The following is a 15,168-nucleotide window of genomic DNA, read 5'->3' on the forward strand; positions in this document are numbered from 1 at the left end:
GCATGAGAATCTCGCCCCTTTGGTGTTTATGGTTGGTTTTTGTGGGAGCGGCACTGCCTGTCTATGCGGCGCAAGAGGTGACGTTGCCGTTGGCACAGGCGTCTGAGCTAAAGAACCGTTTCCGCATTGATCATATGGTGGATGAAATCACATTGGTGATACAGCGGGAGTATGGCTCGGCACCAGTGGTGGTGGTATTGCCCGATGGCAGTAAATGGTATGCCAGTCGACACCCCGAGTCGGTACGTTGGGAAGACAGTATCAGCGGCGATATGATCCAGATAAAAAATCCCCAACCGGGCCCTTGGCAGTTGCTGGGTAGAGTCGTGCCTGGTTCACAAATCACTAAGGTCTCAAAACTCGGTATTTGGGCCGATCCTTTGCCACAACCTTTGTATCAAGGGGAGCGTCTTAAGCTTACTGCTGGGCTTACCGGCGATAATTTGCAAATGCGCTTGCCCGGCCTTGAATATATGCTGCAATGGAATGCGAAGTTCATTTCTGAGCACCAGCCTAAAGATGAGAATTTTGCAGCGGGAACTCTTACGGTTGGCAGTTACCAAGATAATGGTGAGAAGCTGGACGAGCGTCCAGACGATGGGATCTTTACCGCAGACATTAACCTCAACCAGCCTTGGGGCCACTATACACTTGAATTAAAAGTGGAAAATGCGGTATTTGAGCGCGAATATCAACAGGCGTTTGTATTGTCTCCCAAACCGGCGGATATCAAGGTGAAGGCCCCAGATAATCCCCGAGAGCAGCCGTGGGGCTTGCAGTTGTTTGTGGATACCAAGGAATTACAACTGGCAGAAACTTATTTCCAGCTGGATATCGTCGGGCCTGCGGGATTCCAGTTATCTTTGACGGTACGCGATTTAGCGCAAGCTGAACATGCGCTGGAACTGCCGCAGGTGACCGAGTTTGGCAGCTATCGTATTAAAGGGACATTATTCAGCACTAATTGGGCCGGACGTGAGATCGTCATGACCTTACCCGAACGGTTCTTCAATTATGTGTCACCACCAGAACCACCTCCAAGTCCAGAGGTGATTGCTGCCATTCAGGCCAAAGAAGCGTCAGAAGAAGAGCAACAAGCCAAAGACGATGCGGTATTGTGGATAATCGTGGGCAACAGTGTACTGCTGGTTGTGGGTTTAGCGTTGATGCTATTTATGCGTAAACGGGCGTTGCTCAAACAGGCGCTGGCGGCGGCGGAGCAGGAGATGTTGGCGAAGCAACGGGAGCAGGCGCAAGCTCCTGAGTTACAGGATATTGATCTATCGATGCCGGATGAAGACGAAAAGCAACCCTAGTTTTCGTACAATATTTTGTCGCTCATTGTATGAAAATTGACTCAATAGCTGATGGTTGGTAAAAAATTGTTGACGATTTTCAATGTGCTACCTTATTATTCGCAACGATTAGTTGGGGTGGTAGTTCAGTTGGTTAGAATACCGGCCTGTCACGCCGGGGGTCGCGGGTTCGAGTCCCGTCCATCCCGCCAGTCGATCGTAAACAATTAATAACACCTCATAGGGTGATTTAACTGGGGTGGTAGCTCAGTTGGTTAGAATGTCGGCCTGCCACTCTAGGCGGGTTCGAGTTCAGCCCGCCAACATTTAAACCTGTCCATTGGGCAGGTTTTTTGTTATTTATCGTTCATAAATATCGAGTTTAATATCTTATACCTCAGACCAACCTTGGGTAGGGCCAGGTTTCGTTACATTCTTTTTGATGTTCACGTATGTTAACTGTAGTCGGTGTCTACCTGATGCCACGGAAACAACCAGGGGTTAAACTTTATGGTAGAAAAAATTACCGCCATGCTGGCCTTTATTGGCGTGCTTTCATTGATCTGCCAGTGGTTGGGTTGGTTGTTTCGTTTGCCTGCGATTCTGCCGTTGTTGTTGTGTGGACTGCTGCTGGGGCCGGGCTTAGGATTGTTGCAACCTGATGCTATCTTCGGTGATTTGTTGTTTCCCATCATCTCGCTTGGGGTGGCGGTTATCCTGTTTGAAGGGGCGCTGACGCTGAATTTCAAGGAGATTAAAGATCATGGCCGAATGGTGACACATTTGGTATCTGTTGGCACCTTCATCACTTGGGGCTGTATTGCGCCAGCAGCACATTTCATGTTGGGGTTTGACTGGCCGCTAGCGTTACTGTTTGGTGCTTTGGTGGTGGTGACTGGGCCAACGGTGATTGTGCCCATGCTACGCACCGTACGGCCGAAAGCACAGTTAGCCAATATTCTGCGTTGGGAAGGCATTGTGATCGATCCAATAGGCGCTATGCTGGCGGTATTGGTGTTCGAGTACATTACCGTTAGCAGTGACCAGACATCACATGTACTGACCGCCTTAGGCTCGATGTTGGGGATAGGGTTTGGTCTAGGGGCTCTTGCTGGCTATGCGGTGGGCATTATCCTCAGACGCAATCTGTTACCTCACTATCTGACCAATACTGCCGTACTGACGATTATGTTGGGTATTTTTGTCGGGTCGAATTTACTACAGGAAGAGTCGGGGTTACTGACGGTTACCGTGATGGGCATTTGGTTAGCCAATATGCGCGGTGTCAATATTGCCGATATTCTTGAATTTAAAGAAACGCTGACGGTGTTGCTGATCTCGGCACTGTTTATTTTACTGGCGGCCAGATTGGACTCCCACGCTATGGTTGATCTGGGGTGGGGCGGTATTGGCGTGTTACTGGTGGTACTGTTTTTGGCTCGGCCACTCAGCGTGTGGATTTCCGGTGTTGGGACATCGCTTGGTGCCCGTGATAAATGGTTCCTGAGCTGGGTGGCACCACGGGGCATTGTGGCGGCAGCAGTATCTTCTCTGTTTGCAATTAAACTGGAGAGCCGTGGTTTTGAAGGCGCTGATGCGCTGGTGCCACTGGTATTTATGATCATTATTGGCACTGTTGTGTTTCAGTCTTTGACAGCCAGACGTTGGGCCAATTGGTTGGGGGTTAAATCCGATAGCGCCGAAGGCTTGCTGATCTTTGGCGGCTCAAAGTTTGCCCGGGAATTTGCCAAGATTTTGGTAGGCAAGGGCATTAAAGTGATTATTGCCGACAGTAACTGGGATAACGTGCGCCAAGCGAGAATGGACAATATTCAGGTCTATTTCGGCAACCCGGTATCTGAGCATGCTGAAACGTATTTGGATCTCAGTGGCATTGGCCGAGTGTTGATCCTGTCGCCTTACCAGCAACTTAATCCCGTGGTATTTTTTCATTTTCAAGATATTTTTGGCGCAGAAAAAGTGTTTGGTGTCAGTACTAATGACAGCAATGGTGGCAGTGCTAGGCACCAGTTATCGGAGTCTTATCTGCGCCGCATGTGCTTGTTCAGTGACAATGTCTCTTATGCGCGCCTGCATAGCCTGATGTCGCGGGATGGAGTGATTAAAAGTACTAACATTACCGATGCCTTTACCTTTCATAACTTCCGTGAGCGCTATGGTGAAACAGTCATACCTCTGGCTTATATGAAAGGCGGTAAAGTGTTTGTGGTAACGGCAGATACTAAAGATTTACCGACGGGCATTGAGCTGATCAGTTTGATCCCGAAAGAGGCAATGGAATTACATCAACAAAAGGCTGCCGAGGAAAACCTACGTAAGAAAAGTGCTGAAATTCAGACGAAGGCTGCTGGACAGGTTGGTTAGCCCAGCTAGTGACAAAAAAGAGACCTTAAAAGGTCTCTTTTTTACTAACATCAACAATCTCAGGCGGCTTGTTCACTATTTTGAGCTTGGTCAAGACGCTGTGCTTTCAGTTCCTGTGCATCAAAATCATCGACATTGATGGACTTGAGACGGCCAATTTCAGCCTTTTCCAGCAGTTTCACTTCATCGTCTGACAAGACTCCCAAAGCTTTTCCTTCGGCAGCAATTTTGTCGAGATACATGAACGGAAGACGTTTGCCCGCCGCTTGGCAGACTTTGTCATACAGTGGCTCAGCACTGAGAATATCCCGTAGTGTCTGTTCCTGTACACCCATGGGGTTATTGCTGCAGGCCCGTAGAAACTGGCCTTTGCCAAGACGTTCACGGCTGGCACAAGGGGTCTGCATAATTCTGGCAACCCGATGATCCAGCTTATCGTTGGGACGTTTCAGCGGCCGACCGAAAGGGAACAAGACTAAGCGCAGTACGCCACCGAGGCCGGACGGAAAGTTGTCTAACAAATCATCCAGAGAGCTCTGTAATTTGTATAGTGCATCTTCAACCGCCCACTGCACTAATGGCAGATCTTCACTGAGACGACCATCATCCTGGTAACGTTTCAGTGTGGCTGATGCTAGATACAGTTGGCTTAACATATCGCCTAATCTAGCGGAGATACGCTCTTTACGTTTCAGACCACCACCCAGCGTGGCCATTGCCAGATCTGACAGCAATGCCAGGTTAGCGCTGAAGCGATTCATCTGCTGATAGTAACGTTTGGTCTGATCACTGAAGGGTGCGTTAGACAAACGTGCGCCGGTAAGCCCTAACCATAAGCTGCGAATAAAATTGCTCAAGCTGAACCCAATATGACCAAACAGGGCAGCATCAAACTGACGTAAACCACGACCGCGATTTTCGTCAAAAGCAGCTTCCATTTCTGCCAGAATATAGGGATGGCAGCGAATAGCGCCTTGGCCGTAGATGATCATCGAACGGGTCAGAATATTGGCCCCTTCTACGGTAACGGCAATGGGTGCGGCCTGATAAGCTCGACCCAGATAGTTGTTAGGACCAAGACAAATACCTTTACCGCCGTGAATATCCATGCTGTCGATAAGACATTTCTGCATGCGATCAGTGAGGTGATATTTGACGATGGCGGAGATTACTGAGGGTTTCTCACCCAGATCAATCCCTGTGGTGGTTAATGCTGTCACGGCATCCATCAGATAAGCATTACCACCGATACGGGCCATCGGTTCTTCAATTCCTTCGAGTTTGCCGATGGGCAGCTTGAATTGGCGACGGATCCGGGCATAAGCACCGGTTGCCAGCGCCAGCATTTTTACGCCGCCAGCGGAGTTTGAGGGCAGTGTAATACCACGCCCGACCGACAGACATTCTACCAACATCCGCCAGCCCTGACCGGCCATGTCTGGGCCACCGATGATGAAACTTAAGGGGACAAATATGTCTTTACCTTTGGTTGGCCCGTTCTGGAACATGCAGTTCAGCGGGAAATGGCGGCGGCCAGTTTCGACACCTTCCACATCGGTTGGGATTAAGGCACAAGTAATACCGATATCTTCTTGTTGTCCTAACAGATGGTCAGGATCGCGCAGTTTAAACGCCAATCCCAATACTGTAGCTATGGGAGCCAAAGTGATATAGCGTTTGTTCCAGGTTAGTTTCATCCCCAGCACTTCTTCCCCTTGCCACATGCCTTTACAGACCACCCCATAATCAGGGATTGATCCTGCATCAGAACCTGCTTCCGGGCTGGTCAACGCAAAACACGGGATCTCATCACCAGATGCCAGTCGCGGTAGGTAATGATTTTGTTGTGCTTCGGTACCATAGTGCTGCAATAATTCGCCGGGACCGAGGGAATTAGGAACACCAACGGTTGATGCCAATTCGCTGCTAACGCCAGCTAATTTCTGTAGCACTCGTGACTGGGCATAGGCGGAGAATTCAAGACCCCCAAATTTCTTCTTAATGATCATGGCGAAGAAACCTTTATTCTTGAGATAGCTCCAGACTTCAGGTGGCAGGTCCGCCAGCTCATGAGATACATGATGTTGACTGACCATGGCACAAACTTCTTCTACCGGTCCATCAAGAAAGGCTTGTTCTTCAGCACTCAGGCGTGCTTTGGGATAGTTGTGCAGTTTTTTCCAGTTAGGGCTGCCAGCAAACAGATCCGCCTCCCACCAAGTGGTGCCAGCTTCAATAGCATCTTTTTCGGTACTGGACATTTCCGGCATGATGCCGCGATAGAGTTTTAGCAGTGGCCGGGTGATAACACTTTGCCTGAAGGGGCTGATATTCAGCGGCAAAGCGATAACTAAAAATACCACCCAGGCCCATGCGCCCATAATCCCGGTAAGGTTGCCAATGAGTAGCGTGGCTGCTGCAGCCAGTGTCGCGGTCATCAACGAAACCCTCAGGTAGGCGGCTGCTCCCAAAATCAACAATAATGCGATGATCCAAAGCAGGGTAGTCACTGTGATTCTCCTTTTTCTTGCTCTTTGTAAGAGCTGTATGCCGATATATTTTACCGATCACTATCACAATTTTAGCTTGTGGTCAGACCTGTGTCGCATTAAAAGTAAACGTGATTGCGATCTAACTCAAGCACTTTTCAAACAAACGTTTGAATAATTTTAACGGGGGCAATTTCACTTCTGATAGCAGATGGATACAATGCCCTGAGATTGCTGATTTTTCTGAGACTTTGCTGATGTGTGAACTACTGGCAATGAGTGCTAACATCCCGACCGATATCATATTCAGTTTTACTGGACTGGCAGAAAGAGGTGGTGTTACCGGGCCGCATGTAGATGGTTGGGGAATTACCTTTTATGAAGGGAAGGGCAGTCGTACCTTTAAAGATGCGGCACCTAGCAGCCGTTCTCAAGTGGCAAGATTGATCAAGTCTTATCCCATCAAAAGTGAAGTGGTAATCAGCCATATCCGGCAGGCGAATCGCGGTAAAGTGTCGCTGGAAAACACCCACCCGTTCACCCGTGAACTATGGGGACGTTATTGGACTTACGCCCATAACGGACAGTTAACAGGCTATCAGCAAAAGTTTGTGACTCATCGCTATCAGAGTGTGGGTGAAACCGATAGTGAACTGGCTTTTTGCTGGTTGTTGGAATCATTAGTGGCAAAATTTGGTGAGCGGGAACCAGCGGATATGCGCTCCGTGTTTCAGTATATTGCGCTGCTGGCAGCGCAGATACGCGAGCTTGGGATCTTCAATATGATCCTGAGTGATGGACGTTATTTAATGAGTTTCTGTAGCAACAATCTGTGTTATATCACCCGAAAAGCTCCTTTTGGCAAGGCCAAGCTCATTGATACCGATGTGGTAATCGACTTCCATCAAGAAACCACACCTAATGATATTGTCACTGTGGTAGCCACCCGGCCGCTGACAGATAATGAGCACTGGCAGCGGCTGCAGCCTGGAGAATGGAAACTATTCTGTCTGGGCGAGTTGATCTGTGCCGGTAGCACCCGTGAACTGCACCCGCTTTAATGTTAGCTCTATGGCGCTGCCTTTCTCTTCGTGGATAAATTTCACTGGTAGATAACCTAAATCTGGCGCCATCCATACATCGGTATGGCGTTTTTGACTTTTGCGTATGAGCTGCAGATGTACTGTCTGATAACTACCACTTGGTAAGGTCACGGTTTCCGTTCCCAGATTTCGAAAATGATAATTTTCTATTTCGTTATCTTTCACCATCTTATAGCTAAATTGCTGCTTGCCTTTGGTCAGATCAAGGCGAAATTGCAACTGTAGCATCATGGCGTCATACAAAGTGCCAGCGTAGTCGAGTTTGCTTTTTTCTCCTTTATAGACGCTGAAGACTTTTCCCAAGTCTTTGGCAAACGCAATCTGCTCACTGAAGTTTTTGCCGGTACCTGTGCGTTCATGGATAAAACGTAATGGCAGTAACTGACCATTGTCGTCGGTGAAAACACTGCTGATTTTGCGCTTATCAGAGAGCAACAATAAACCTAAATCACTATCCATTTCATAGTGATAGGTGTTGCCTTTGGGGGGGCTTAATATGAAACGGGCGCCGCCGAGGCTGAAGCTGCCATATTTCACCTGATATTCCACCACTTGTGGGGCTAACGGGCTAGGCGCAGCCAATACTGTCAGTGGTAGTAACCATAGCAGCAATAGCAAACGACAGGTTTTCAAATAGTCTCTCCTCTATATTAAAACGGTAGGCATAGCACTAGTGTTGCCAGATCTGGTCGCCACTCAAATTCAGACAAGGCAACGCGTCCATGGTTCACCGGTATTCCTTCATTACGTAACAGATAGCGCTGTTCACGAAATGGCTCAGTATCTTTGGCAAAAGCGATTTTTCCCTGTGCGTTGATTACGCGATGCCAGGGTAGCTGGAGGCTGTCTGGCGCCAGTTTTAGTGCCCGAGAAACATAACGTGCCCGTCCGGGTAATCCGGCATAATCCGCAACTTTACCATAACTTGCGACTTTCCCTTCTGGAATCATTGCCACTACCTGCCAGATACGTTGTTGCGGCGAGGGTTTGGTGGTAGCTGTGGATGATGACATAACACTATTGGGCTCCTGTTATCGTTAAGTGAATTGTAGAAAAACCCTTGTCATTACAAAAGCAACATTTTACCCACTCGTTATTGTTGGATGACTGAGAACTTGCAGCTATCAATGATTGATTTATACTGTATAAAAATACAGTATTTCGGTGGTATTGATGAACAATGCACTTGAATCCTTGTTGCAACGGCAAGATCTTTGGCGCGGTCAACCTGAGTTACAAGCTGTTGCGGGCTACAAGACTGGTTTGTACGAATTGACAGACCATATGCCTTATTGGCCAGCCCACGGTATTTGTGAATTATTCACTCCTGCACCAGGCTGTGGCGAGTTAGGGTTGCTACTGCCATTATTCCAGCAGTATCTGTCTGCCGCCACACTTAAACCTATTGCACTGGTAGCGCCAAAGTTTATCCCTAATGCCCAGATGCTGGCTTGGATGCAGCTCAGCCCAGAATATGTGTTATGGCTGGATGTGACTGCGCGTCGTGACGCTTTATGGGCAATGGAGCAGCTACTGAAAAGTGGTAGCTGTCCATTAGTATTGGGTTGGTTTGATACCTTATCGCTTAAAGAAGCACGTCAGTTACAGTTAGCCGCAGAGTCGGGTAATGCCTTGGGATTCTGTTTTTTGCCTATGTCACAAGTGGGAAACAACCATCCGATACCGTTGAAACTGGCATTGACACCACTGACAGAGAATCGGTGCTGTCTGCAGATCCTTAAACGCCGTGGTGGTTGGCCGGTACCCGAGATCCGGTTATCCGGCATTGCAGTACCTGGCTGGCGGCCCGTAATGACGGTCACTTATGACGCAAATGTTGTTATTGGCCCTTGGCATGATTCCGAAGGCAAACAGTCGATGCGGCAACAGCATCATGGCTGAATGTTGGTTGGGGGTCTATTTGCCTCAGTTGTTACTGCAATATCAGGCTTGGCAACTGCAAACCATTTCAGCGGAAACTGCAACTTTTACTTCCGTATATGCGGGATTGCCGCCGTTGGCTTTGTATGATGCAGCGTTTAAACAACTGCATTCCGTCAGCCCCCAAGCAGCAACTATGGGTGTTAAGCCGGGAATGAGCCAAGCAACGGCACAAGCACTATTGCCGGAACTGAGATTGCTACCTTTGGCACAAATGGATATTGCTGCATTGCAACACTGGTTATGCCAGTGGAATTATGATTTCAGCGCTCGGATCTGGCCCCCACTATTATGGCCTGAAGCGATAACGCCAACGGCACCCTCAGCGATTCATTGGCCAACTGAAACCTTAGTGCTAGAGATGGGCTCCATGTTGCGATTATTTGGTAGCCAGTGGCGTTTTCTTGATAGCTATTGCCAGCGATGTCGGCAGTTCGGGTTGCATTATTCATTGGCGTTGGCGCGTTATCCCTTACATGCAGCATTGTTGGCGAGAGGTTGGATGACATCAATATTGACAGCAAATAGCGTTAAGCCGACAGCTACACCCAGATCAGCATGTTATCGACAACTGGCAGCGCCTGAGGGCCTTTTATCAGACAAACCACAGACAAAAAAACAAGCGTATGAACAGCAAGAAACAGCCTCTGCTGTGCCGGTGATAACACAGCTGCCACCACAGTTACCGCTACAATCATTGCCATTGGCGGAGAAAACACGACAGCGACTATTAGCAATGGGGATTCGGGATTGGCAGCAACTACAGTCTTTACCTCGGCCAGAGTTGGGTAAGCGCTTTGGCCCGTCATTGCTGACATCGCTGTTGCAACTGGAGGGGCGTCTCACTTATGCCCGGATGGCGTATCAGTTGCCGCCGCAGTTCCAACTCAAGCGGTTATTACCGCACGATGTTAGTTATATTCAGGGATTGCTATTCCCATTGGCTCCCATGTTCAGTCAATTGGCTACTTACTTGCGGGCACGGCAATTGGCGGTTCAGCAACTGCAGTTGCGTCTGTATTTTCGTGATAGCAGTCTTTCGCCTATGACGTTGACGATTGTTTACCCGTTGGGCGAGTTTCGTCAGCCAGAACTGTTACAGTTATGTCGTCTGCAATTGGAACGGTTGACCTTGCCTCAGCCAGTCACTGAGCTAGTGCTTGTAGCTGATCATTTTATTGCACAACAACAGCAACATCCGCCTTTGAGTAAAGCCACGCATGAACAGCAACCACTACCGGAACTGCTGGCACGGTTGCAAGCCAGACTGGGCAATCAACAGGTACGGCAACTGTGCTATCAGGCTTCACCATTACCGGAACTGGCGAGCCACAGTCGCCCCATCCAGCAATGGCCTCCGCAAACTGCAACTTTGCCTGCACCTACCGCTGCACTCAGACCATTATGGCTACTGGCTACACCACAACCGCTGCTAAGCACCGACATTGAGATTGTCAAAGGGCCGGAGCGTATAACCTCACCTTGGTTTGCGAGTGACTTCCCAATGCGAGATTACTATCTAGCGCGTCATCGGCAAGGTGGTTATTGCTGGGTATTCCGCTGTCAGGGCCAACTGTTACTACATGGCTGGATGAGTTGATGTACGCAGAGTTACATGCCATTTCGAATTACAGCTTTTTGCGCGGCGCGTCTCATCCTGAAGAACTGGTGGCAACTGCCGCCAGCTTGGGTTATCAGGCGCTCGCCATTACTGATGAATGTTCTCTGGCGGGAATAGTGAAAGCCCATGATGCCGCCAAGAAACATCAAATCTCTTTGATTGTTGGCGCAGAGTTTCAATTACCACAGGGGCTACTTGTGGTTTTAGCACCAGATCGGTTGGGGTACGCCCGCTTAAGTGCGCTGATTACCCTAGGTCGCCGTCGGGCAGAGAAGGGCAGTTATCAGTTAGATTTGGCTGATTTTTCTACCTTGGAACAACGCTGTATTTGTTTATGGCGACCACCTTTGTGGCAAGGTACGGTAGCGGTTGACGGTCATTTTCGGCCACAGGGTTTACAATATCTACAGCAATTGCTGCAGCAATGGGTGACGGTACTAGGAACGGCTCCCTATTTATTAATGGAACGGCTGTTAGATGCTGGAGAAGCTTGGCAACTTGAACTACAGCAACAATTGGCGGAAACGGCTGACTTAACCTGCGTCGCCGCCGGTAATATCCGTATGCATTGCCCACAGCGCCAGCAGTTATTGGATGTTCTTACATGTATTCGCCATAACACCGATATCCCCCATGCAGGAGCTTTACTTAGCACTAATGCCGAAATGGCGATGAAGCCGATATCCGCCATACAAAAACGTTTTCCTCAAGCGTGGCTCGATAATAGTGTGCAGATTGCCAAGCGCTGCCATTTCTCACTGGATGAACTCAAATATGAATATCCGGCGGAACTCGTGCCTAAAGGCATGACGGCTGCACAGTACCTAGCGCAGGAAGTAGCGCTGGGAGCGCAACGGCGTTATCACGGCAACGTGCCAGAAACCGTGCGTCAGCAATATACACGTGAACTGCAAATTATCCGTGAACTGCAATATGAGTATTTTTTTCTGACCATTTACGATTTGGTCAACTTTGCCAAAGCACAACAGATCCTGCATCAGGGACGAGGTTCAGCAGCCAATTCTGTGGTGTGTTTTTGCCTGGGGATTACGGAAGTTGATCCAACTAAAATCAATATGCTGTTTGAGCGATTTATTTCCAAAGAGCGACATGAACCACCTGACATTGATGTAGATTTTGAACATGAACGGCGCGAGGAAGTCATTCAGTATATCTATCGAAAATATGGGCGAGAGCGCGCGGCATTAGCCGCCAGTGTTATCAGTTATCGCTTTCGCAGCGCCATGCGCGATGTGGGCAAAGCCTTGGCGTTAGATGAACAGCGCATTGAGACATTGATGGCTGCCGTGGATCGTCGAGACACTCAGGAAGACTGGCAGCAACAATTGCAACGTCAGTCATTAGTACCACAGCAAGGACTTGGATGTTGGTTATTGCCATTGGTACAAAGTCTTATGGGGTTCCCCCGACATCTGTCACAGCATGTGGGCGGTTTTATTATCTCTGCCGGACCGCTGGCAGAATTGGTGCCCATAGAAAATGCCGCCATGGCAGAACGTACCGTGATCCAGTGGGATAAAGACGATCTTGAAAGCTTAGGTTTGCTGAAGGTGGATGTGTTAGCGCTGGGAATGCTGACGGCCATTCGTAAGTGTTTTGCCTTACTCAGTCAACATGTTAAACCGTTTTCTATGGCCCAAATTCGTTGGGAAGATCCCGCGGTTTACCAAATGTTGCAGCGTGGTGACAGTATGGGGGTATTTCAGGTGGAATCTCGCGCCCAAACCAGCATGTTACCGCGACTGAAACCGGCTTGTTACTACGATTTAGTGATACAGATTGCCATTGTTCGTCCTGGACCCATTCAAGGGGATATGGTGCATCCTTTTCTACGTCGCCGTGATGGACTGGAAAGTGTGTCATTTCCTTCTGAAGCTGTTCGGGGTGTACTTGAACGTACCCTCGGCGTGCCAATTTTTCAGGAGCAAGTGATCCACCTAGCAATGGTTGCGGCAGGTTTCAGTGGTGGTGAGGCTGATCAGTTACGCCGGGCAATGGCCAGTTGGAAACGTACTGGTGAACTGGAGCAGTTTGAGCAAAAGTTATTGGATGGTATGGCGGCGCGCGGTTATAGCGAAAGTTTTGCCAAACAGATTTTTAGCCAGATACGGGGATTTGGTGAATATGGTTTCCCTGAATCGCATTCAGCCAGTTTTGCGTTACTGGCCTATGTGTCTGCTTATTTGAAGCACTACTATCCGGCTGCTTTTTGTTGTGCGCTGCTCAATAGTCAGCCAATGGGATTTTATAGCCCATCACAATTGGTACAGGATCTGCGCCGTCATGGCGTCAGTGTATTACCGGTTGCCATTAACCGCAGTGACTGGAACTGTACACTAGAAGCAACTACCGATGGCACTTTGGCTTTGCGACTGGGGTTGCGATTGGTTAAAGGTCTAAGTTTCAGGGCTGCACTAACGTTGTTAAATGCCAAAGGTGCAGGATTTCAGCAGATGTCGCAGTTGGTATCTTTACCGATCGCCAGCGACGATCTTGAAGCTTTAGCCAGTGCCAATGCATTTGCTGAACTCAGTGGTGATCGGCATCAGGCGCGCTGGCAACTGGCCGCAGCACAACAGCAGTTGCCCTTGCTCCGCAATGTTGAAGCGACCGAAGTTGCGGTGACATTACCCGTAGTGACCGAAGTAGACGCAATATTAGCGGATTATGCGCATATTGGCTTGACACTGGGACGCCATCCCATAGCACTATTGCGGCAACAGGGTTCTTTGCCGCAATGCTATACTGCAAAAGCATTATGGCAGTGTCGTCATGGGCAGTTGGTTAATGTAGCCGGGTTAGTCGTTGGACGGCAACGACCGGGAACGGCGAGTGGCGTGACTTTTATAACGTTAGAAGATGAAACGGGTCATATTAATGTCATCGTCTGGAGTGGAACCGCCAAGGCGCAGCGGCAACCCTACCTGTCAGCCCGTATACTTAAAGTCAGTGGCATTGTGGAGTTTTCTGCCGGCGTGTTGCATTTGATTGCTGGTAAGTTACAAGATTTATCATCGGTAATGGAGCAACTGTTAGTGTCATCACGGGACTTTCACTAACGCTTTCGTTATTCAGGGATCACACCAAGGTAGATACACAGAAAATGGCAGACTGCGCCCCCTAAGACAAACAGATGCCAGATGGCATGGTTAAAGGGGATGGCTTTAACTGTGTAGAACAAGACCCCAACGCTATAGCTTAATCCTCCGGCAACGAGTAACCAAAACCCCTTAGGCGAGAGATGTGCAATAAGTTGAGGCAGGATTAACATACAAAGCCAGCCCATCACCAGATATAACGTCAGACTCAGCACCTTGAATCTATGCACGAAGAAACTTTTAAACAGCACCCCGCCTGCCGCCAGCGACCAGATGGCGATCAGCACCCATTCAGTGTTAGTACCCTGCATTGAGATCAACATCATCGGGGTATATGTACCGGCAATCAGCAGATAGATAGCACAATGATCTAATACTTTCAGACGCCGTTTCCAATGTAACTGCGGAATACTATGGTAGAGCGTGGAACAGAGGAACAACAGGATGAAGCTAGCGCCATATATGCTTACACCTGTTAACTGAACTGTATTGAGTGAATCCCATCCCTTAGTCAACATTAGCATCAGTGCTACAACGCCCAATATGACACCTAGACCATGACTGATACTGTTTGCTACCTCTTCACTGAGTGAGTAACCCCCAATAATAGATTCTTCAGCTGCCCTTACTGCCATGATTATAGTGTCTCAACCTGCCAATTTTGTTGCCTTGAGTGTAACAATAGCAATAATCAATTACTATATTTAAGTGAACATGTGTTAGCTAAAGATTTTATCGGCTATGACTATAAACGCCTATTGTTGTTGCGACCAATCAGTGAATACACACAACCATGCAGGGCCGTAGCAGCTACTTGGCAATTTTTACACGGCCAGAGTAGGACTAACACTGTACATGGATGCCAATTTGAACAATAATCAAACAATGTTAGTGTATGACATACACTACAACACATCTTTATTGTTGGAGGAATGACCATGCAAATACAGTCCGCTTTTGCTGCCGGAGTTCAGGGACTGCAAGCCGCTCAATCAGGTCTGACCCAAGCTACTGTTGATGTGGCTCAAGCATCCGTATCACCAGCGTCCTCGACCTCGACAGACACGAGTAGCGCTGTGGCCTCTGTCAGCAGCCCAGACACCACCAATGCGCTGGTTTCCGCTATGGCTTCTGAGCGTCAAGGTGAAGCTTCTGTAAATGTGCTGCAACGAGCCTCTGACACGCTCGGCAGCATTATTGATATCGAGGTTTAAC

At 48.7% G+C, this 15,168-nt stretch carries 11 protein-coding genes and 1 tRNA gene; 8 read left to right on the plus strand and 4 right to left on the minus strand.

All coding sequences use genetic code 11. The annotated features are described in order from the left end of the window. The first annotated feature begins 2 nt into the window (after positions 1 to 2). The 3 genes from J3L11_RS00900 (at position 3) to J3L11_RS00910 (ending at position 3,680) form a co-directional block, all read left to right on the plus strand. On the plus strand, positions 3 to 1,316 hold the full coding sequence (locus tag J3L11_RS00900; protein WP_207569712.1) for a TIGR03503 family protein: 1,314 nt from the start codon (positions 3 to 5) through the stop codon (positions 1,314 to 1,316). A gap of 114 nt (positions 1,317 to 1,430) precedes the next feature. Then, a tRNA-Asp gene (locus J3L11_RS00905) sits at positions 1,431 to 1,507 on the plus strand. A 298-nt stretch (positions 1,508 to 1,805) separates the two neighbouring features. Then, the gene (locus tag J3L11_RS00910; protein WP_207569713.1) at positions 1,806 to 3,680 is read left to right on the plus strand and encodes a sodium:proton antiporter; all 1,875 of its coding nucleotides are present in this window, start codon (positions 1,806 to 1,808) and stop codon (positions 3,678 to 3,680) included. Between the two features lie 59 nt (positions 3,681 to 3,739). Here the strand turns inward: J3L11_RS00910 and fadE are convergent, their stop codons facing one another. Then, the gene (fadE, locus tag J3L11_RS00915; protein ID WP_207569714.1) at positions 3,740 to 6,190 is read right to left on the minus strand and encodes an acyl-CoA dehydrogenase FadE; all 2,451 of its coding nucleotides are present in this window, start codon (positions 6,188 to 6,190) and stop codon (positions 3,740 to 3,742) included. A 236-nt stretch (positions 6,191 to 6,426) separates the two neighbouring features. Here fadE and J3L11_RS00920 point away from each other — a divergent pair, with 236 nt between their 5' ends. Then, positions 6,427 to 7,230, plus strand: coding sequence for a class II glutamine amidotransferase (locus tag J3L11_RS00920; RefSeq protein WP_189616515.1), 804 nt, complete (start codon positions 6,427 to 6,429; stop codon positions 7,228 to 7,230). Here J3L11_RS00920 and J3L11_RS00925 read toward each other — a convergent pair. Next, positions 7,171 to 7,905 carry a DUF3108 domain-containing protein gene (locus tag J3L11_RS00925; protein ID WP_189616513.1) on the minus strand — a complete coding sequence of 245 codons (735 nt, stop codon included), beginning with the start codon at positions 7,903 to 7,905 and terminating at the stop codon, positions 7,171 to 7,173. The two genes, J3L11_RS00920 and J3L11_RS00925, sit on opposite strands and share 60 nt — an antisense overlap. A gap of 17 nt (positions 7,906 to 7,922) precedes the next feature. Next, the gene (locus tag J3L11_RS00930) at positions 7,923 to 8,285 is read right to left on the minus strand and encodes a methylated-DNA--[protein]-cysteine S-methyltransferase (RefSeq protein ID WP_189616511.1); all 363 of its coding nucleotides are present in this window, start codon (positions 8,283 to 8,285) and stop codon (positions 7,923 to 7,925) included. 160 nt (positions 8,286 to 8,445) lie between these two features. On the opposite strand from J3L11_RS00930, the gene J3L11_RS00935 reads away from it, so the two are divergent. Genes J3L11_RS00935 through J3L11_RS00945 form a run of 3 tightly spaced genes read left to right on the plus strand, consistent with a single transcriptional unit; the run spans position 8,446 to position 13,914 of the window. Beyond that, positions 8,446 to 9,174 carry a hypothetical protein gene (locus tag J3L11_RS00935; RefSeq protein ID WP_207569715.1) on the plus strand — a complete coding sequence of 243 codons (729 nt, stop codon included), beginning with the start codon at positions 8,446 to 8,448 and terminating at the stop codon, positions 9,172 to 9,174. Then, complete coding sequence (locus J3L11_RS00940; RefSeq protein WP_207569716.1) at positions 9,167 to 10,813, plus strand: DNA polymerase Y family protein; 1,647 nt, start codon at positions 9,167 to 9,169, stop codon at positions 10,811 to 10,813. The genes J3L11_RS00935 and J3L11_RS00940 overlap by 8 nt, the downstream gene beginning before the upstream one ends. Continuing rightward, entirely contained in the window at positions 10,813 to 13,914 is a 3,102-nt protein-coding gene (locus J3L11_RS00945) for an error-prone DNA polymerase (protein WP_207569797.1), read from the plus strand. The genes J3L11_RS00940 and J3L11_RS00945 overlap by 1 nt, the downstream gene beginning before the upstream one ends. An 8-nt stretch (positions 13,915 to 13,922) precedes the next feature. Here J3L11_RS00945 and J3L11_RS00950 read toward each other — a convergent pair whose 3' ends face one another. After that, the gene (locus J3L11_RS00950; protein ID WP_207569717.1) at positions 13,923 to 14,588 is read right to left on the minus strand and encodes a hemolysin III family protein; all 666 of its coding nucleotides are present in this window, start codon (positions 14,586 to 14,588) and stop codon (positions 13,923 to 13,925) included. Positions 14,589 to 14,891: 303 nt separating this feature from the next. Between J3L11_RS00950 and J3L11_RS00955 the strand changes: the two genes are divergently transcribed. Then, positions 14,892 to 15,167 carry a chemotaxis protein gene (locus tag J3L11_RS00955; protein WP_207569718.1) on the plus strand — a complete coding sequence of 92 codons (276 nt, stop codon included), beginning with the start codon at positions 14,892 to 14,894 and terminating at the stop codon, positions 15,165 to 15,167. Position 15,168: the final 1 nt, after the last annotated feature.

This window comes from Shewanella sp. 4t3-1-2LB (genome assembly GCF_017368415.1).
In the GTDB taxonomy this organism is placed as follows: Bacteria; Pseudomonadota; Gammaproteobacteria; order Enterobacterales; family Shewanellaceae; genus Shewanella; species Shewanella fodinae.

Coding starts and splice junctions, on each gene's coding strand:
- J3L11_RS00935 (WP_207569715.1), top strand. CDS start 8,446: ATGAACAATGCACTTGAATCCTTGTTGCAACGGCAAGATCTTTGGCGC.
- J3L11_RS00945 (WP_207569797.1), top strand. CDS start 10,813: ATGTACGCAGAGTTACATGCCATTTCGAATTACAGCTTTTTGCGCGGC.
- J3L11_RS00955 (WP_207569718.1), top strand. CDS start 14,892: ATGCAAATACAGTCCGCTTTTGCTGCCGGAGTTCAGGGACTGCAAGCC.
- J3L11_RS00940 (WP_207569716.1), top strand. CDS start 9,167: ATGGCTGAATGTTGGTTGGGGGTCTATTTGCCTCAGTTGTTACTGCAA.
- J3L11_RS00930 (WP_189616511.1), bottom strand. CDS start 8,285: ATGTCATCATCCACAGCTACCACCAAACCCTCGCCGCAACAACGTATC.
- J3L11_RS00920 (WP_189616515.1), top strand. CDS start 6,427: ATGTGTGAACTACTGGCAATGAGTGCTAACATCCCGACCGATATCATA.
- J3L11_RS00900 (WP_207569712.1), top strand. CDS start 3: ATGAGAATCTCGCCCCTTTGGTGTTTATGGTTGGTTTTTGTGGGAGCG.
- J3L11_RS00910 (WP_207569713.1), top strand. CDS start 1,806: ATGGTAGAAAAAATTACCGCCATGCTGGCCTTTATTGGCGTGCTTTCA.
- J3L11_RS00950 (WP_207569717.1), bottom strand. CDS start 14,588: ATGGCAGTAAGGGCAGCTGAAGAATCTATTATTGGGGGTTACTCACTC.